We start from the raw sequence: 16,900 nt of genomic DNA on the forward strand, positions 1-16,900 counted from the left end.
CTTAGGACGCAGCATTTTTTCTAACGATTTTGAAACTCGTTAATGCGAATATTCTTGATTTTTCCATTGCGCAAATCAACAGCCTTCTCCAATACATCACCATAGTTATCAAAAATAAATTGGTACATATAGGGAATGAGTCCTTTTGATATCTGATAGGATGCACTATCCCACAATAATGATGGTGTATGATCAACCCCATAATAGGTTATGTTACCACATTGAAATGTTGGATTTGCAAAGTCAGTTGGTTTTGCAAAAGGGAAACCCATACCCTCATCACAACTAACGTCGATAATGAGACACGGCTTCTTAAATAGAAGAACGTCCGCATCGGTCATAAACATTACAGGTTTAATCGGGTTTTGCAAGATCCCATTTAAAATGATATCGGATTGAGCAAACTCGTCAACCAACCGTGGCTTTCCAGGAACATCGACACGTAAAACATGATCCCCATCAAAATAGAGTTGTGAATACGTAATCGCGTGAATGCGATCTGCGATTAGGTGAGTTGGTCGCCAACTGTAAACCTCAATATCATTAAACCCCTTACTTCTTAGAGCATGAATTGCCCCACGACTTACAGACCCAAAACTCATTATCTTAACTTTTTTCTGAGGTCCATAGTAACCATCGGTGCCCTGAATATCGAGCGCATGCTCGACTGCACAGTATCCAGCCAATTCGTTATTCGTTTGAAAGAGGTGAACGCGCCCACGTTTGGTTTCATAATACATATTTTCCCATGCAACATAGGTGAGTTTCTTTTCAATTCCGATGTCGACAATGTCTTTGTTTTGAACAGAATGAATCCATCCAAACAGTGTTGCCCCATCTTTCATTTGCTTAATATCATCCAAAACAGGTTTTGTCATCACAACCTTATCGCTGTTTGCGATCAAGATATCACGACTCAGGCAACGATTTCCAGTATATTCTGTTAGTTTTTCATCAGTATATCCAAATTGATTCCCATAACCTGTTTCAAAAACGAGGTTGCGTAAGACATCATCATTCATCGATTCGAGAAATGATGGGTGAATGGGTACCCTGCGTTCAAACGGCTTCAATGAGCTTCCAATAACTGCAACTTTCATACGATTACCTCCATATTTATTCTGTAACAATTATATCACAATAAGAATAATGGAAGAAAACACCACATGAATCTCATAATTTGGTTGTTAATTATCACAAATAAGAGTGTACATGCTACAATTAGATTAGAAAAGAGCGTGATATTATGGAAAAGGAACCACGTATATTTGGTCAATCCTTTGCAAGCGTCTATCCTCATTATATTGCGAAGGCGCAACGCAAAGGTCGAACACAACAAGAGGTTGACGAAATAATTTATTGGCTTACGGGCTATGATGAAACGATGTTACGACAACAACTGTCTCAAGAAGTAAGCATTAAGACATTCTTTGCTGATATGCCGCAGCTAAATGATAATGTAGGTCTAATTAAAGGTATGATTTGCGGTTATCGAGTCGAGGAAATTGAAGACCCATTAATGCAGAAAATCCGTTATCTTGATAAGCTGATTGATGAACTTGCCAAAGGAAAATCAATGGAGAAAATTCTCCGAGTAACATAAAACCCACTACGTGAGAAGTGGGTTTGTTTAGATGATCTTGATAAAGTCGTCAATAGTTGGGGTAATCTGAGGAATGTCTGTAATTGTGATTGCCTGACCCGATGTCACAATGAGTGGACTGATTGTTGATTTTCCTTGAGACTTGATAAAGTCCCAATCAACAATAGCGAGTTTATCACCACGCTTAACTTTATCTCCTTTTTTAACGAGAACCGTAAATCCTTGTCCATTTAATTCCACAGTATCAATCCCCAAATGTACCAAAAGTTCTACGCCATCCTCGCGACTGATACCGTAGGCATGCCCAGTGGGAAATACGACGGTTAATACCCCATCACACGGCGCATAAATATTATTATCTGTTGGCTCAATGGCAACGCCTTCACCCATATAACCTTGGGCAAAAACTTGATCCGGTACATCTTTGAGTGGTATAACGGTTCCACTTGTAAATGCATTGATTTGATGATCGATTGACTTCTTATTGCGACTGAATAATCCCATTTTTCCCTCCGTAAAAACAAATGCTAGTATAAAAACTCTAATATTAGTTTAACATATACATTGCAAATATTGTAGGTCATGACACAGGTATTGACGTAAATATATGAAAGAGATCATCGTAGATTTAATGTTGTGCCGTAATAGTAAATGATATAATAAGATAAATAGTGATACGAATCACACAAGGAGAGACTATGGATATGATGAAGCGCATCGCGTCACTTCCCAATGTAACGACAAGTGAGCAAGAACTCATTGATTTTATCTTGGAGAACCCACAACGGTTCTTAACCTTAAAGCCTAAGGAAATTGCTGACAAGGCTTTTGTATCACTATCGACAGTATATCGTTTGGTTGATAAACTTGAACTAAACGGTGTGAGTGATTTACAAGATGTTATTACTGCACATCTTTTGGATATTAAACATGAGGCTATCATCGAAGATTTTGATTATCCACTTTTGGCCAATCAGTCGATCGATGCGATGAATCAAAACATGCGTACGCTTTATCAACGCACAATCCAAAATACCAGTGATATGATAGATTCAATAGCACTTGAAGCAATTACAGATGCACTGATACATGCTCAAGAAATAAGCATTTATGCAGCGTCTGCTAATGTATATCTTGCGGAAAATTTCAAATTCCAGATGTTAGAAATTGGTGTTAATGTTCATGTCTTCACCGAAGACTACATGCAACGTTTGCGAGCTGCAAACAGTAACGACCAAGAGGTCGCAATCGTTGTGTCGTTTGGTGGAAGAAGTACAACGATGCAGGCGGTCATGGATATATTAAAAGCAAATAACGTGACGACGGTCCTATTAACATCAAAACATACAAATCGTCTTTCGACACTTGCTGATCATGTCCTTACGCTCTCTTCATTTGAAGATCATAGTGATAAGATATCTTCCTATGTGACCCGACTGTCGATACTTTATCTTTTTGACATGTTATATTCAGCGTATTTCATTCGCAAATATAACCAGAATATCAAGTTCAAGCGATCATCTTACAAAAAAATGAATCCTAAAGAAAAAGAATGAGCGTAAACTCATTCTTTTTCTTTTAATCCATGAGTATACTTAAATAGACTGGGGATGCGGGTAAATAATTCATACGCAATACCATCATCATTATTGGATAATGTAATTGTATCTGCCACATCTTTAACTACTGCCTCAGCATTCGCCATTGCAACGCCAATATCGGCAAACCCAAGCATCGAGAGATCGTTAAGACCATCACCAAACGCAATAATATTCCCTTGATTCAGGAAGCCTTGATCATATAAACGTTGGAGTGTTTGTGCTTTATCAACATCTTTATGCGTAAACTCGAAGTAAAAGGGAGCAGAAAATACACAGTGTAGTGTGTCCTTGAAAGGGGCTTGAATTGCGACATAGGAACTTTGAAGATACTTTGGATCAGCTGCAATCAAAACCTTATGGGGTTCGAAATCAACAAACTCAGCAAGGGATGCCACCTCTTGAAGAAGAAACTTCCCACCACGCGCTTCATACTGGATAATATTCACATATTTGTTTCCCATCAAATCCATATCAATCTTACGTGAGAAAACATCATGCACATACATAGTTTGACCTTGAGTAACCATCGTTGTGACGTTAAATTCATCAAGATGTCTCAAAAGGGATGTCGTTGTTGTGCAATCAATAACATGTTCAAAATAGGTTTCTTTTGTAGTGTAGTTCAATACATGCGCACCGTTGAAGGAAATAATGAGGCCATTGTGATGATGCATTTGAAGCTCCTCAGCAAATTCAAGCATTCCAGAAGTAGGCCGTCCAGAAGCAAGTATGAGCTGTATGCCTTGTTCTTGAGCCTTTATCAGTGTTTGTTTTGTCAGCTCGCTCACGCTCTTATTGTTGGTTAAGAGCGTTCCATCTAAATCGAGAATTATCGTACCAATTTCTGTTCTCATGTGTATCACCTCAACAAAATTATAGCATGTGGTGATGAGGAAATATGCGATGCAGATGATGTTGAGATAACAGTTTCTTTATCACCCAAAAATAACACAATTTTGAAACATATGTATCAAAAAAGGAACGTTAAACGTTCCTTAAGCAAGTTCTTCCATTGGAAGTATGTCGTCACATTCCTCAATAACTGTAGTACCTTCGCGCTTGGCAATTTGTTTGGCATAGAAGTCAACCAAGAATGGAACGATGATCATCGTAACAATTGAAGCGGTAGCACACATGGCTGCCGTAACAGGAACAAGTTCTTGCAATGAAGGGTCAGTTGCAGCAATAAGAGCCGGTGTGAGGGCGGAGTTTGCGGCAACAGTTCCCATTGCGATTCCCAAAGGTGTTTTCTTTTTGAGGGTGAGGTTGTAGATATAATGAATGATAAAACCAAGTAAGAGTGAAATAACTCCAAGTAAGATTCCGGGAATACCCGCAACAAGTAAATTGGATAGATTGGATGTTGCACCCACTGAGAATGTCATAAACATAACAATTAAGTCTTGGGAATCTTTACATAACTTCTTGAACTCAGGGTCAAGATTACCCCATATAACACCAATTCCAATTAGAATTAGAACAGAGATAATTTCTGCGAAAGGAATTTGTGCTGAACCTGAAAGGCCCATAACGATCAAGGTTCCGAAGGGACCGTTTTTTAATGAGAGAACCGATACTGCTCCAGCATCACTTCCATCCCCATATTCACCACACAATGCGGCGTATAATGAGCTGTTGTTACTTGGTAGCGCGCAGTACAGTGCGAAGGGTGTAATTCCTAGGATTCCTGCAGGTCCAAACATACGCCCTGCAATCCATCCAACAACACCACTTAAGACAAGTTTAAGAATAAGTAGAATGGAGCCTTTGTATAATGGTAGGCCTGCTTGCTTTATATTAATCTGTGTTCCGCAAATGATGAGGAATAATCCCATAAGTACAGCACTACCATTTTTAAACAGTGAAGTCGATGGACCTCCAAGATTTAAAATTTGTGGAAAGAATGTATTTAACACCATTCCAAGAATTAAGGGGACGATGACACATCCTCCAGGTATTTTTTTTAATGTTTTCATTGCGTTCTCCTCTTTGTGCATTGTGCAACGAGCTGTTAGATGCTAAGTTTGCAGTCAATTTCTTCTAACAACTTTGTATCTTAATTTTACAACAGGATAAAATATAAGTATAATTAAGAAATAAAATACTTTTAATAAAAATAATTTATAGGAGTCATGATGCAAAACACACGAGAAATGAAACGCCTCTACACATTTAAGGCAGTATACGAACTAAACAGTTTTTCCCGCGCAGCAGAGATTATGTTTATAACCCAAGCGGCTGTGTCCATTCAAATTCAGCAACTCGAGGAAGAAGTTGAAGCAATATTCTTTCAGAGAAATGGTCGAAACTCAATTATTCCAACCGAAGCGGGACGATTATTTTATAAACAGGTAATTAAGATGATTGATGAGTGGCAGAATACGATGACTCTTTTAAATGAGGTCTCTAACATTCGAAACCGCTGTACAATTGGATGCTCGCATTCATTTTCAAATACATATCTTCCAAGTCTTGTAGTTCAGTTGATAAAGCAATTTCCGGCAGTTGATTTCAAATTTTCAGTGGACAACTCGCAGGTCGTATATGATGGCGTAATGAAACGGACGATTGACTTTGGTGTCATCGAACGCGCCCTTCCAATTGAAGAGTCACTTGAACGCATTCAACTTGTTGCTGATAGTTTAGTGCTGGCTGGTAATCCTGATGGAAAGCAATGGATCATGCGAGAACAAGATTCGGGAATTCATTATTACAATAAAATGTTTCTTGATGAGGAAGGGATAACCCCGAGGCTGTTGTCACAATAAATGACAATGACCTCATACTCAAGGTATTGGAGGAAGGATGGGGAACATCTTTAGTCTCCAAACAAAACGCACAGGGCCACAACTTTCCAACCATTGAGTTGGATAAAAAGTATTCCCGCAACTATTACCTCATTCAAACAACAATGAACGATTTTCCACGAGAGATTGTCGACTTCGTTGTTAATTATGTCCAGCAAATGCATGCCAACCAAGGGTAACCTTGGTTTTAATTTTGAAAAAAAGAGTATGCACGTTGACATAGTGATAGAAAGGGTATATTATCAAACATACCGAATGAATGTTTGGTGTCAGGAGAAACAAAAGATGAAGAATCGCTATGACTCAGAAGCAACCATCAACGATATCTTGGATGTCGCCACTGCACTCTTTATTGAAAAGGGTTATGAGAAAACATCAATCCAGGATATTGTGAAAGGATTGGATGGTCTTACACGTGGTGCAATCTATCACCACTTTGATTCAAAGGATGACATTATCAGTGCAGTAATGCGGCGAATGTTTCCAGAAAATGACTATTTCGCGCAACTCAAACATCGGACAGATTTAACAGGTCTTGAAAAGTTACGTGAGGTTTATTTGGAATCGATTTTTAACGATCAGGTCCAGTCATTTTTTATGCAATCTGCAGCACTGTTGAAGAATCCCAGATTCTTTGTTGAATACATGAAAGTGAATGCATCAGTATTCTCACCTCAGATTATGGAATTGTTGGATGAGGGGAATGCGGATGGGTCATTGGATGTGAAATATACAAAATATGTATCCGAGGTTGTGTTACTTCTCTTGGGAACTTGGTTTGTACAGGAAATATTCCCTGTTACAGTTGATGAGTTTCGCGAGAAAATATATGCAACAAAGTATATATTGGACAGCATCGGTATTGATTTGTTGAATGACGAAATTATGAAAAAGACCATGGTCTTTTAAGTAGAAAGAGGATAGTTTTGAAAAAATTTGGTAAGGTAGTGAAGAAAATGCTTATTGGTTTATTGGTAGTATTAGTTGTGTTCTTTACAGGAACATTTATATTTGGTCGTGTGACACTTAATAATAACAAAGCGAAGATTGAGCCATACGGACAAAAGGTTGATGTCATGGGTAAACAAATGAATGTCTACATTCAAGGTAATGGTGAAGAGACAATTGTGATGATTCCTGGATATGGAACACCGTCCCCAACCCTTGACTTTGCACCATTAATTGATGAACTGTCAGGCAAGTACCGTGTTGTTGTACTTGAACCCTTTGGTTACGGTCTCAGTGATGAAACAGATCGTGAACGTACTCCTGCAAATATGATTGAAGAGTACCATGAAGCTATTAAAGCACTTGGTATTGATAAATTTGTATTTATGGGACACTCAATTGGTGGAATTTATATTTTAAATTATGTTAATACATACCCAGGTGAAGTTACGGCATTCATTGGTGTGGACACAAGTGTTCCAGATCAACCAAGTACAAGTCTTCCTTCAGGTCTCTTTAAGTTCGCGAAGAAATCAGGAATTCTAAGTCTTGTTCAAGAGTTCTATATGGAGAGTGGCGCACCTGCAACAGTGTGGGAAGGTCAAAAAGAAAACTATGATTTGATTGCCGATGTGAATGCGTTTAATGATACGACGATGAATGAGTTGGGTAATCTTACAAATATTTTCGAGTCATCACGTGGTTTGAAACTGCCTGCAGACTTACCGGTATATCTCTTTGTACAAGAACATAACACGGGTGTCGAACGATGGACAGAAATGCATCAAGCACAAATGGCTGAAGGTAAGAATGGTAAAATGCTTCTCATTGATGCGGATCATTATCTCCACCATACGGAATCAAAATTAATTGCCAGTGAAACAATTAAATACCTTGAAAGTTTGAAACAATAATTTTTGAAGATACTGTGAAAACGCAGTATCTTTTTTTGTTTTTATTGACAGAATCATGAATTCACGATATTCTCTAAATGCGAATCATTTGCAACTGGAGAAAAGTGCGTCATGATTCGGAGGAGGATATTATGAAGAAAATAGCAATTTTGTTGAGTGTAATACTAACTTTAGTAGGGTGCTCATCCAAAGATAAAACTGACACTGAAGCGATAAAAGTTGTAACTAGTTTTTATCCCTTGTACGATTTCACATTAAAAATTGGTGGCGATCACGTTGAAATTATAAATATTGTAGGAAGCTCAGAAGCGCATGGTTTTGAGCCTTCACCACAAAATCTTATCGATATAAATGAAGCGGATATTTTTATATATAATGGTGCTGGTATGGAGCCTTGGGTTGAAAAGGTACTTGCAACAATTGAAAACAAAGAGCTTACCATCATAAATGCCAGTGAAAAAATTGCCCTCATGGAATCGGATCATAATCACGATCACGAAACATCCGATGATGATCATGAAGAACACTCCGACCATGACCACGAAGATCATGATCATGGTATTTATGATCCCCACACATGGCTTGATCCTGAGAATGCGCGGATTCAGATGGCAGCAATTCGCGATGCGCTCATTGGATTGGATGCCCAAAACAGCCGTGACTATACTGAAAACTACGATCGCTACGACAGCGAGATTACAAAATTGATGTCTGAGTTCTCAGAGAAACTAAGCAATACAACTCGTAAAGAAATTATTGTTGATCACCCAGCATTTGGATATCTATTGCACCGATTCGGTATTGAACAAATTGCGATTACTGGGGGAAGTCTGGAGAGTGAACCTACGATTAAAGATATCGAGGCAGCCATTCAACAAATAAAAGATCTTGATGCAAAAGTAATTTATGTTGAAACGTTGAGTGATTTAAAAATTGCCAATGTATTAAATAAAGAGTTAGGAGTTCAAGTACTTACGCTAAATACCCTTGAATCCATGACTAAAGATGCCTTGGTATCAGGCAATGATTATTTCTCTGTAATGCGACAAAACATGGATAATATTCTCGAGGGCCTAAAGTAAACTATGATAGAATAGTTTCACAATGAAAGCGAGTGTTGTATGAAAATCATAAAAATTGGTGATAAGGAGTATTTCTACTCCAATGATATAAGAGAAAATAATGAAGTAAGAAACAGTTTCAACAAGCTTGCCCTAGAGACATTTGACCTTTCATTTGATGGTTGGTATCAAAGTGGATTTTGGAACGAAAACTACCGCCCCTTTGTGTTACTTGATGGTACGCGTGTTGTTGCCAATGTATCTGCAAATATTTTGGACTTTGATATAAAGGAGGAGAGAAAGAAAACTGTTCAGATTGGAACCGTCATGTGTGATCATGACTATCGCAACCAGGGGCTGGTTCGCTACTTAATGGATCGTGTCATTGAGACGTTTGAAACATCCATGGATGCAATCTATCTTTATGCTAATGGTTCAGTTCTCGAATTTTATGAAAAGTTTGGATTCAAGCCAGCTTTGGAATACCATCAAACATTTCAAACGTACCCCTTGATATCGACATTCAAACATGTGGTTCTTGATCCGCGTACAATCGCTTCACTGCAGTCTGCATTCGAACAAGGCAATGCGATGTCGTCTGCGCGTATGAAGAATAACTTCGATTTGGTGATGTTTTACTGCACAGGGCCTTTTAACAATTCGGTCTATTACAGTGAAGTCCACAATTGCTTTGCGATTTATGAAGATGGAGTCTTATACGATCTCTATGGAAAAGATGCGGACTTAAAAACAATACTTCATGAACTCGGTAATGGAACATCTATTACATTAGGATTTATGGCAGAAGGATTATTAGAGCCCGTAACTGCGGTGTTGGAAGAGGATACCTATCTCTTTGTTTATAACAAACTTGAGAATATTTTTGCAGAACCTTTGTTGTTACCACTACTTTCTCATGCATAGTAAAGCCACGTTTTAGAAACGTGGCTCTTTTTAATTATCTTGTTTTGTTGGCGCAATAACCAACTCACGGATGGATACTTCTTGCGGTAAAGAGAACATCATCAATGCAGCATTGGCAACATGACGCGGGTCCATGGAATATCCTCCCATCGTATCTTTCCACACCACATAGTCATCCTTAATCTTTTGATTACTAGTGTGCGATAGTAACTCGGTTTCGGCAGCTCCTGGTGAAAGCACAAGAACACGCACATTGCTTCCAGAAATTTCTTGCCTTAATGTTTCACTTAATGCATGAACACCGTATTTTGTGGCAGAATAAACGGCATGATTTGTAAATGTCTTGAATCCAGCAATTGATGAAATATTAATAATCGTACCACTCTCGCGTTCAATCATACTTTCAATTACGCTTCGTGTACCATTTAGAACACCACTCACGTTGACATTGATCATTGTTTGCCATTCTTGTGGATCTTGGTTCCAAATATTACCAAGCAACATGACCCCAGCATTGTTAATCAATAAATCAACAGGACCAAACTGTGCCACGGCTTCATTCACTGAACTTTGAAATGCATCAGCATCCGTGACGTCAACTTTTCGAATCATGACATTATCAAGGTTCAACGCTTCAATTAATTCAGTACGACGCGCAATTAATAATAATGGATGTCCTGCATCATGAAAGACGCGGGCCATTTCTTTTCCAAAACCACTGCTTGCACCTGTTATAACTACTAATCCTTTTTCCATACTTATACCTCACTTGTAGGAATAGTGTATAATGAATGCAAACACCTGCCTAGTACGCACATTCGTGTAACTAGGTAACATCAAGGTAACTAAAGGAGGGGCACAATGTATCTCAATGAGTTTGATGCAACACTAAAAATAATCCAAGGAAAATGGAAAACAGTCATTCTCTATGAATTGTATGAGAGTAAGGTTGTTCGCTTTAACGCAATGCGTGAGATCATTGGCGAGATTTCCAACAAGACACTCACACATCAACTGCGAGAACTTGAGTCGGATGGTTTGGTAATTCGCACCGTCCATCCTACCATACCTCCTCATGTAGATTATGAGTTATCGGAAAAGGGGAAAACAATAATCCCCGTATTAAATATGATTTGCGATTGGGGTTTGGAGAATACCGACCACGATCAACTTGAAACGACCTTGTGTCGATAAAAAAACCAAGCGCTTGCTTGGTTTTATTCTGCATTAGGGAATTTACCTTTTGGATAGACTTCCAAGTCAGGAAGTTCGAGAATATCTTTGTAGTCATAGTCAAACAAATACTCTTGCATCGTTCCATTATCAACTTCCAATTTTAATGTCATCTTGTGATTGGGCTTATCAAAAGTAAGGATTGCCTTATCAATAACGGCATCAGCGCCTTCGATGGTTAAATCTCGGTATTCAAGGATTAGCACATCGTTCTCCACTTTTCGCTCGGGGACAGACTTGCTGAAATCAATGATGTCGTACATTTTACTCCAGTTCGCTAAGTCGCGTTCGCGTTGTTCTTGATTATAAATGTCGTGGAAGTCGCTGTCTTGAGGACTCTCAGTTAGCCACTCTGATGAACTATATTTACCATCATCCATTGATATTAGGGTATGGTGTTGATAATAGGGTCCCTCTTTAAAGTAGAAGTATGTAATACCATTTTGACTTCGGCGGTGTGTTTCGTTTGTGTCGTAGGCATAAGAATTTTCTATCTTCATCATCAACGATGTAGTATTGACATCAATTCGAAACCCATTAACGTTACCGTTAATAATTGTATTTGCCTCTGCTTGTAATTCTGCTGCATTAGTAATACCTGAATAGGAATCTTTGCTCTGACATCCAACAATTAGCAAAAAACACGTAAAAATCAATAAATACTTTTTCATAATATTCTCCTATAAATTCTTATACAAGAGTATCACAATTGCATATCAAAAGGTAGGTTTAATTTACGTTTCTAAATATGCTTAATAAGATTTGCAATGTATTGATGTGATTTAATCGAAGATTCGCTGGTAAAGTTCAGTGAGGCTTCTTTGCGCTTTGCAGCTTGAACAAATGTTGTGATGATTTGTGTAAACCCGCGCTTATCTAAGGTAGGGGTCCAATCTCCAAAGCGTTCAACACTGCAGCCTTCGCTATTGTTAATGATGAGTCGATCCATCTCTTCGCTGCGATAGAATCCACTTGCACTCATAACCTCAACTGTTTCACTTCTGCCGCCAGATTTCATATTTATCATTGCAGTCGCTGTACTGTACTCAGTTTCAAATTGAATGGAGGCATGTTGAAGCGCGCCTTCAATCTCAACAACGCGGTAGTGCGTATTAATAACCGGTGCATCCAATAAGAAAAGCGCCAAATCGACAACATGAATCATCATGTCATATAAAGCAAATGTTGTATCCTGTAAAGCATTCTCACGTGTCTTTTGAACAGTGATTACAGATTTGTTAGGGACAGCTTTAAGTCGTGTATTAATTGGACTCACACGACGATTAAAACCTGTCATAAGAATCAACCCTTTCTGAGCCGCTAAATCATGAAGCTCGATTACTTCATTAATGTCCTCACTAACGGGTTTGTCAACATAAACATGGATTCCTTTATTTAAAAACTTTCGAATTAATTGTGCATGCGTATCCGTTGGTGTATGAATAAACACTGCTGTAATTCCGGATTCTATAAAAGTATCAAAATTGTGAAAAGTATGATTGAGACCATATTTTGCTTTGAGTGTTGCCAACTTATCTTCATTCCGAGTAAACATGTGCCACTCAACTTGTTCTTGCATCTGTAACATTACTGGGAGGTATGCTTTAATGGCAATTCCACCTAAACCCATTACACCTATTTTTTGCATATTATCTTTTCCTCTTTTTCCTATCCAAATCATAGCACATTTGTGGTATCATATTCATGGTAATACGCCCGTGGCGCAACGGATAGCGCGTTTGATTCCGGTTCAAAAGGCTGCAGGTTCGATTCCTGTCGGGCGTGCCATTAATCGAATTATCAGGAAGCACTCGCTTCTTTTTTTTAATCTCAATCGAAAAGAGCAATAAACTTTACAAAATATTGAAATAAACTCTAATAAGTGGTATTGTTATCGTCTAACAAGTCGGGTCCGCTTCGCTCACGGATGACCCTTAATTATCGAAGGATATTAAGGAGGTCATATGATAGAAGTAGACAAAATATCCAAAACATTCCGAATACCGATGCGAAAAGCGGGCATTAAAGAGGCAGTACGTGCCTTTTTTGTGCGTGAGTATAAAGAAATAAAGGCCCTCGATGATGTGTCGTTTAAAATAGATGAAGGTGAGATTGTGGGTTATATTGGACCCAATGGTGCGGGCAAGAGTAGTACGATTAAAATTATGTCAGGGATACTGCGTCCAGACGCAGGGAAATGCTCTATAAATGGGATAGACCCGTCTGCGAAGCGTCGCGAACATGCACAGCAGATTGGGGTTGTATTTGGTCAACGATCACAATTATGGTGGGATATTCCAGTCATTGATTCATTCGAACTGCTGAGAGATATGTATCAGATTCCTCAGGCAGATTATAGAGAACGATTGCAAGCACTAATCACCTTGTTGAAGTTGGGAGAAATCATACAGATGCCGACCCGACAATTGAGTTTAGGACAACGCATGCGATGTGAAATCGTTGCATCTTTGCTTCATAATCCCAAAGTACTCTTTCTTGATGAGCCGACAATTGGCTTGGATGCCGAATCCAAACTTTCAGTACGTTCTTTCATACGGGAAATTAACAGACGATACAATACGACGGTCGTACTGACGACCCATGACATGCAAGATATTGAATCACTTGCGACGCGAATCATCCTCATTGGTAGAGGGAGAATACTGTTTGATGGGAGCGTCGATGCTTTGAAACAACGCTATCAAGTCAAAAAAATGATTAAAGTTAAGTTTAGGAGTGGAACCCTGAATCCGAGTTCCTTATATGAAATTATTAGCATTGATAATGGATTGGCGAGTGTTCGGGTGTTGGGGTCAATATCTTGTGTTCTTGATGCACTGACAAAGCAATTGGAAGTAGAAGATATAGAAATGCAGGAAGAGTCAATTGACGATATTATCTTGAATATGTATCGGACGCTACAGATATGAGTATCTACCATTCACTGTTGCGGACGCGTATTCTAGCCGGCCTCCAATATAGAGGTGCTGCAATTGCGGGCATGATGACTCAGTTTGTGTGGGGATTTTTATCCATTATGCTTTTTAATGTCCTGGGTCAAGGAATTATGGATCCTGAGGATGTTGCAACATATGTGTGGCTACGCCAAGCCTTTTTGGCACTTACAGCAGTGTGGGCAATGGACGCATCAATTTTTCCGATGATTGAGAGTGGAGAAGTAGCATATGAGTGTTTGCGCCCCATCAACCTGTACTTTCTTTGGTTTGTGCGAAATATTGCCCATCGTATATCACGATGCCTTTTGCGATTTGCACCCGTTATCATCGTTGCGTTAGTACTGCCAGAACCTTTTCGATTGACATTACCTGCGACGCCATTGCATGGATTAATGTTTATTGTATCACTACTAATGACAATGCTTCTTGTGGTATCCGTTAATATGCTGATGTACGTATTTACATTCTTTTCAAAAAATTCATTGGGGATTCGCGTGATTTTTATGGGGATATTTGATTTGCTCGATGGTGGAACCATTCCACTTCCTTTCTTTCCGGAAGTGTTTCAAAGGATATTATCTTACACATTCTTTATTGGTCTTCAAACAACACCGCTTTTCATTTATCTTGGACAGATGAATCCGCTTCATGGATTGTTATTACAGATAATTTGGTTTTTGATTATAACGGGATGTGGATATTTTCTTTTGAACATTGCGCTAAGAGAGGTTGAAGTCTATGGTGGTTAATATCAAACTCTATGCGAAGTTTCTTGCGATGCATCTAAAAGTACAGCTGCAAAATCGTATGTCGTTTGTGCTGATGACTTTAGGGCAAGCAGTCATGGCGTTTACAGGAATTGCTGCGGTGCTCATACTAATGAATAATAATACGGAAATATTGGGCTTCAGTCGTGCGGAAGTTCTTGTCTGTGGATCGGTTGTGATGATGGCATTCTCTTTAGCAGAATGCTTCGGCCGTGGTTTTGATATATTCCCAAGATTGCTTGGGAACGGTCAATTTGACCGCATGTTGGTGCGGCCATGTAACATACTATTTCAAGTCTTTGCCAGTACCGTAGATATAACACGTTTTGGAAGAGTAGCTGTATCACTCGTTGTACTCATTTTTGCAATACAATCGGTTACCATAACAAGCTATTTATTATTGTTGAGTATGATTGCATCAGGAATGATTGTGTTTATATGCCTTTTCATCATTTATGGGGCATTGAGCTTCTTTACAACAGAATCATTGGAGTTCATGAACATTCTAACTGATGGTGGTCGTGAATTTGGTAAGGTGCCGTTCTCGTTTTACGGTCAACATGTCTTAAGATTTTTGACCTACGTCGTACCATTGGCATGTTTTCAGTATTATCCGTCATTGTTCTTGCTTGGTAAAACAACGACAATAGGGTATGCATTGTATCCTTTATTGAGTTTAATCTTTATGATACCAACATACTTTATTTGGATAATGGGTCGACGTCACTACCGTTCAACTGGTTCGTAAGTTAAATGATTTGAGAGTTGATAAAGAATCGTGTATATTGAGGATATAAAAAGGAAAAGAGAATCGAGTATGGAATGGAAAAAGAAAACAACAATTGAAGCACCAATCGAGAAGGTTTGGCGTCTTTTTAATGAAGAGAACTACATGCGCATTATGCCACAAGTTGTAGCATACAAGAAAATTTCAAGCGATCCAAAGACACGAACAACAATTTATGAGGAAACGTATCGTGAAGGAAAGCGCGAAGAGACCTATGAACTAACCGAAGTGATTGAAATAGATACAGAAACAGAAAAATTGAGAAGATTTTCATTCACCGTTGCGAATGCGATTGTCTCAAAGGGAAGCTTTCATCTAAAACGGATTGACGAGAATCGTACTGAGTTTATTTACAGTGGCAGTAATGTTGGAAAAAACCTATTCTTCAAGTTTGTTTTGCGTCTGTCTTCGAAGAAAGCAAATGAAAAAGTCGTTGTCGATTTTATGAATCGCGTGAAGGCTGAGGCACAACTATAATCAAGTATCATATTCGGAAATGGCAATGCCCTTTTTTTCTGCATGTACTCTAAATCAGGGGCGGGGATATGTTACAATACATGCAATGAGTAGATGATTGTGAGGGATTTATGATGAATGAATTTGGACAAAGAATCGGTGCAAGTGTTCCAAGATGGAAAAGACGAAATCTGCCAGGAGAAAAAACACTTAACGGGCGCTATTGCCGCTTGGAGCGGATCAATTTAGAAAAACATGGTGATGGATTGTTTAACGTGTATGGACCGCAGTCACCACTGGAGAATTGGACATACATGCCAATTGATTCCTTTGAAGATAGAGACGCATTCAATGCATATTTTTCAGGACTTGAGCAACGATTGGCATCTGCAATTTATGCAATTATAAGTTCTGAGACCAACGAAGTCATAGGAAGTATCTCCCTTATGCGAATTGATCCTGATAACGGTACGATTGAGGTAGGCTATGTTGTTTATTCGGATGCTTTGAAGCGTACGAGAATGGCAACAGAAGTTCAATGGCTCTTGGGTAACTATGTGTTCAATGAACTTGGTTATCGTCGCTTCGAGTGGAAGTGTGATGTTTTAAACCAACCATCATATAATGCTGCATTACGTTATGGATTTGTATTTGAAGGAATCTTTCGTAATGCACTTATTTACAAGGGTAGAACGCGTGATACAGCGTGGTTCTCAATTATTAACGATGAATGGGAAGCATTACAAAAACGCTATGAGGTGTGGCTTGATCCAAGCAACTTTGATAGCCAGGGACAACAAATTAAAAGATTATCAGACTGCTAGAGAGTAAGGACGCCATTG

The 16,900-nt window shown here is 38.8% G+C and carries 20 protein-coding genes and 1 tRNA gene; 14 read left to right on the forward strand and 7 right to left on the reverse strand.

Annotated elements, in window-relative coordinates:
* Positions 1-20: 20 nt before the first annotated feature.
* Entirely contained in the window at positions 21-1,100 is a 1,080-nt protein-coding gene (locus G7062_RS04315; RefSeq protein WP_166064702.1) for a hypothetical protein, read from the reverse strand.
* A gap of 146 nt (positions 1,101-1,246) precedes the next feature.
* On the opposite strand from G7062_RS04315, the gene G7062_RS04320 reads away from it, so the two are divergent.
* Positions 1,247-1,603 (forward strand): DUF2200 domain-containing protein, encoded by a 357-nt coding sequence (locus G7062_RS04320; RefSeq protein ID WP_166064703.1) that lies wholly within the window; start codon positions 1,247-1,249, stop codon positions 1,601-1,603.
* A 27-nt stretch (positions 1,604-1,630) separates the two neighbouring features.
* Here the strand turns inward: G7062_RS04320 and G7062_RS04325 are convergent, their stop codons facing one another.
* A complete protein-coding gene (locus tag G7062_RS04325; protein WP_166064704.1) occupies positions 1,631-2,107 on the reverse strand; it encodes a PTS glucose transporter subunit IIA in 477 nt (158 codons plus the stop codon).
* Positions 2,108-2,307: 200 nt separating this feature from the next.
* Between G7062_RS04325 and G7062_RS04330 the strand changes: the two genes are divergently transcribed.
* The gene (locus G7062_RS04330; protein ID WP_166064705.1) at positions 2,308-3,159 is read left to right on the forward strand and encodes a MurR/RpiR family transcriptional regulator; all 852 of its coding nucleotides are present in this window, start codon (positions 2,308-2,310) and stop codon (positions 3,157-3,159) included.
* Positions 3,160-3,167: 8 nt separating this feature from the next.
* On the opposite strand, the gene G7062_RS04335 is transcribed toward G7062_RS04330, so the two are convergent.
* Both G7062_RS04335 and G7062_RS04340 read right to left on the reverse strand, forming a co-directional pair.
* Positions 3,168-4,058: a Cof-type HAD-IIB family hydrolase gene (locus G7062_RS04335; RefSeq protein ID WP_166064706.1), complete on the reverse strand. Its 891-nt coding sequence runs from the start codon at positions 4,056-4,058 to the stop codon at positions 3,168-3,170.
* A 141-nt stretch (positions 4,059-4,199) separates the two neighbouring features.
* On the reverse strand, positions 4,200-5,180 hold the full coding sequence (locus tag G7062_RS04340; protein ID WP_166064707.1) for a 2-keto-3-deoxygluconate permease: 981 nt from the start codon (positions 5,178-5,180) through the stop codon (positions 4,200-4,202).
* Between the two features lie 159 nt (positions 5,181-5,339).
* On the opposite strand from G7062_RS04340, the gene G7062_RS04345 reads away from it, so the two are divergent.
* The 5 genes from G7062_RS04345 to G7062_RS04365 all read left to right on the forward strand — a co-directional run bounded on the left by G7062_RS04345 (position 5,340) and on the right by G7062_RS04365 (position 9,858).
* The gene (locus G7062_RS04345) at positions 5,340-5,972 is read left to right on the forward strand and encodes a LysR family transcriptional regulator (protein ID WP_166064708.1); all 633 of its coding nucleotides are present in this window, start codon (positions 5,340-5,342) and stop codon (positions 5,970-5,972) included.
* A 324-nt stretch (positions 5,973-6,296) separates the two neighbouring features.
* Entirely contained in the window at positions 6,297-6,920 is a 624-nt protein-coding gene (locus G7062_RS04350) for a TetR/AcrR family transcriptional regulator (protein ID WP_166064710.1), read from the forward strand.
* 17 nt (positions 6,921-6,937) lie between these two features.
* Complete coding sequence (locus tag G7062_RS04355) at positions 6,938-7,873, forward strand: alpha/beta fold hydrolase (protein ID WP_166064711.1); 936 nt, start codon at positions 6,938-6,940, stop codon at positions 7,871-7,873.
* 131 nt (positions 7,874-8,004) lie between these two features.
* Complete coding sequence (locus tag G7062_RS04360) at positions 8,005-8,955, forward strand: metal ABC transporter solute-binding protein, Zn/Mn family (RefSeq protein ID WP_166064712.1); 951 nt, start codon at positions 8,005-8,007, stop codon at positions 8,953-8,955.
* Between the two features lie 39 nt (positions 8,956-8,994).
* On the forward strand, positions 8,995-9,858 hold the full coding sequence (locus G7062_RS04365) for a GNAT family N-acetyltransferase (protein WP_166064713.1): 864 nt from the start codon (positions 8,995-8,997) through the stop codon (positions 9,856-9,858).
* 30 nt (positions 9,859-9,888) lie between these two features.
* Here G7062_RS04365 and G7062_RS04370 read toward each other — a convergent pair whose 3' ends face one another.
* Positions 9,889-10,614: an SDR family oxidoreductase gene (locus G7062_RS04370; RefSeq protein WP_166064714.1), complete on the reverse strand. Its 726-nt coding sequence runs from the start codon at positions 10,612-10,614 to the stop codon at positions 9,889-9,891.
* A 105-nt stretch (positions 10,615-10,719) separates the two neighbouring features.
* On the opposite strand from G7062_RS04370, the gene G7062_RS04375 reads away from it, so the two are divergent.
* Positions 10,720-11,052, forward strand: coding sequence for a helix-turn-helix domain-containing protein (locus G7062_RS04375; protein ID WP_166064715.1), 333 nt, complete (start codon positions 10,720-10,722; stop codon positions 11,050-11,052).
* A gap of 23 nt (positions 11,053-11,075) precedes the next feature.
* On the opposite strand, the gene G7062_RS04380 is transcribed toward G7062_RS04375, so the two are convergent.
* The gene (locus tag G7062_RS04380; RefSeq protein ID WP_166064716.1) at positions 11,076-11,762 is read right to left on the reverse strand and encodes a hypothetical protein; all 687 of its coding nucleotides are present in this window, start codon (positions 11,760-11,762) and stop codon (positions 11,076-11,078) included.
* Between the two features lie 71 nt (positions 11,763-11,833).
* The gene (locus G7062_RS04385; RefSeq protein ID WP_166064717.1) at positions 11,834-12,739 is read right to left on the reverse strand and encodes a Gfo/Idh/MocA family protein; all 906 of its coding nucleotides are present in this window, start codon (positions 12,737-12,739) and stop codon (positions 11,834-11,836) included.
* Positions 12,740-12,803: 64 nt separating this feature from the next.
* Between G7062_RS04385 and G7062_RS04390 the strand changes: the two genes are divergently transcribed.
* The 6 genes from G7062_RS04390 to G7062_RS04415 all read left to right on the forward strand — a co-directional run bounded on the left by G7062_RS04390 (position 12,804) and on the right by G7062_RS04415 (position 16,882).
* Positions 12,804-12,879: transfer RNA gene (locus tag G7062_RS04390), tRNA-Arg, on the forward strand.
* A 176-nt stretch (positions 12,880-13,055) separates the two neighbouring features.
* Positions 13,056-14,021 carry an ATP-binding cassette domain-containing protein gene (locus tag G7062_RS04395; RefSeq protein WP_166064718.1) on the forward strand — a complete coding sequence of 322 codons (966 nt, stop codon included), beginning with the start codon at positions 13,056-13,058 and terminating at the stop codon, positions 14,019-14,021.
* Positions 14,018-14,797 (forward strand): ABC-2 family transporter protein, encoded by a 780-nt coding sequence (locus G7062_RS04400; protein ID WP_166064719.1) that lies wholly within the window; start codon positions 14,018-14,020, stop codon positions 14,795-14,797. The genes G7062_RS04395 and G7062_RS04400 overlap by 4 nt, the downstream gene beginning before the upstream one ends.
* Positions 14,787-15,563, forward strand: coding sequence for an ABC transporter permease (locus G7062_RS04405; RefSeq protein WP_205700151.1), 777 nt, complete (start codon positions 14,787-14,789; stop codon positions 15,561-15,563). Before G7062_RS04400 ends, G7062_RS04405 begins: the two co-directional genes overlap by 11 nt.
* Positions 15,564-15,632: 69 nt before the next feature.
* Positions 15,633-16,079 (forward strand): SRPBCC family protein, encoded by a 447-nt coding sequence (locus tag G7062_RS04410; RefSeq protein ID WP_166064720.1) that lies wholly within the window; start codon positions 15,633-15,635, stop codon positions 16,077-16,079.
* Positions 16,080-16,189: 110 nt separating this feature from the next.
* A complete protein-coding gene (locus tag G7062_RS04415; protein ID WP_166064721.1) occupies positions 16,190-16,882 on the forward strand; it encodes a GNAT family N-acetyltransferase in 693 nt (230 codons plus the stop codon).
* Positions 16,883-16,900: the final 18 nt, after the last annotated feature.

Origin of the sequence: Erysipelothrix sp. HDW6C (assembly GCF_011299615.1) — a bacterium.
Lineage (GTDB): Bacteria > Bacillota_I > Bacilli_A > Erysipelotrichales > Erysipelotrichaceae > Erysipelothrix.

What these genes read in the sequence shown, in the direction of transcription:
- G7062_RS04315 (WP_166064702.1), bottom strand. Translation starts at nt 1,100, where the DNA reads ATGAAAGTTGCAGTTATTGGAAGCTCATTGAAGCCGTTTGAACGCAGG.
- G7062_RS04320 (WP_166064703.1), top strand. Translation starts at nt 1,247, where the DNA reads ATGGAAAAGGAACCACGTATATTTGGTCAATCCTTTGCAAGCGTCTAT.
- G7062_RS04325 (WP_166064704.1), bottom strand. Translation starts at nt 2,107, where the DNA reads ATGGGATTATTCAGTCGCAATAAGAAGTCAATCGATCATCAAATCAAT.
- G7062_RS04330 (WP_166064705.1), top strand. Translation starts at nt 2,308, where the DNA reads ATGATGAAGCGCATCGCGTCACTTCCCAATGTAACGACAAGTGAGCAA.
- G7062_RS04335 (WP_166064706.1), bottom strand. Translation starts at nt 4,058, where the DNA reads ATGAGAACAGAAATTGGTACGATAATTCTCGATTTAGATGGAACGCTC.
- G7062_RS04340 (WP_166064707.1), bottom strand. Translation starts at nt 5,180, where the DNA reads ATGAAAACATTAAAAAAAATACCTGGAGGATGTGTCATCGTCCCCTTA.
- G7062_RS04345 (WP_166064708.1), top strand. Translation starts at nt 5,340, where the DNA reads ATGCAAAACACACGAGAAATGAAACGCCTCTACACATTTAAGGCAGTA.
- G7062_RS04350 (WP_166064710.1), top strand. Translation starts at nt 6,297, where the DNA reads ATGAAGAATCGCTATGACTCAGAAGCAACCATCAACGATATCTTGGAT.
- G7062_RS04360 (WP_166064712.1), top strand. Translation starts at nt 8,005, where the DNA reads ATGAAGAAAATAGCAATTTTGTTGAGTGTAATACTAACTTTAGTAGGG.
- G7062_RS04365 (WP_166064713.1), top strand. Translation starts at nt 8,995, where the DNA reads ATGAAAATCATAAAAATTGGTGATAAGGAGTATTTCTACTCCAATGAT.
- G7062_RS04370 (WP_166064714.1), bottom strand. Translation starts at nt 10,614, where the DNA reads ATGGAAAAAGGATTAGTAGTTATAACAGGTGCAAGCAGTGGTTTTGGA.
- G7062_RS04375 (WP_166064715.1), top strand. Translation starts at nt 10,720, where the DNA reads ATGTATCTCAATGAGTTTGATGCAACACTAAAAATAATCCAAGGAAAA.
- G7062_RS04380 (WP_166064716.1), bottom strand. Translation starts at nt 11,762, where the DNA reads ATGAAAAAGTATTTATTGATTTTTACGTGTTTTTTGCTAATTGTTGGA.
- G7062_RS04385 (WP_166064717.1), bottom strand. Translation starts at nt 12,739, where the DNA reads ATGCAAAAAATAGGTGTAATGGGTTTAGGTGGAATTGCCATTAAAGCA.
- G7062_RS04395 (WP_166064718.1), top strand. Translation starts at nt 13,056, where the DNA reads ATGATAGAAGTAGACAAAATATCCAAAACATTCCGAATACCGATGCGA.
- G7062_RS04400 (WP_166064719.1), top strand. Translation starts at nt 14,018, where the DNA reads ATGAGTATCTACCATTCACTGTTGCGGACGCGTATTCTAGCCGGCCTC.
- G7062_RS04405 (WP_205700151.1), top strand. Translation starts at nt 14,787, where the DNA reads ATGGTGGTTAATATCAAACTCTATGCGAAGTTTCTTGCGATGCATCTA.
- G7062_RS04410 (WP_166064720.1), top strand. Translation starts at nt 15,633, where the DNA reads ATGGAATGGAAAAAGAAAACAACAATTGAAGCACCAATCGAGAAGGTT.
- G7062_RS04415 (WP_166064721.1), top strand. Translation starts at nt 16,190, where the DNA reads ATGATGAATGAATTTGGACAAAGAATCGGTGCAAGTGTTCCAAGATGG.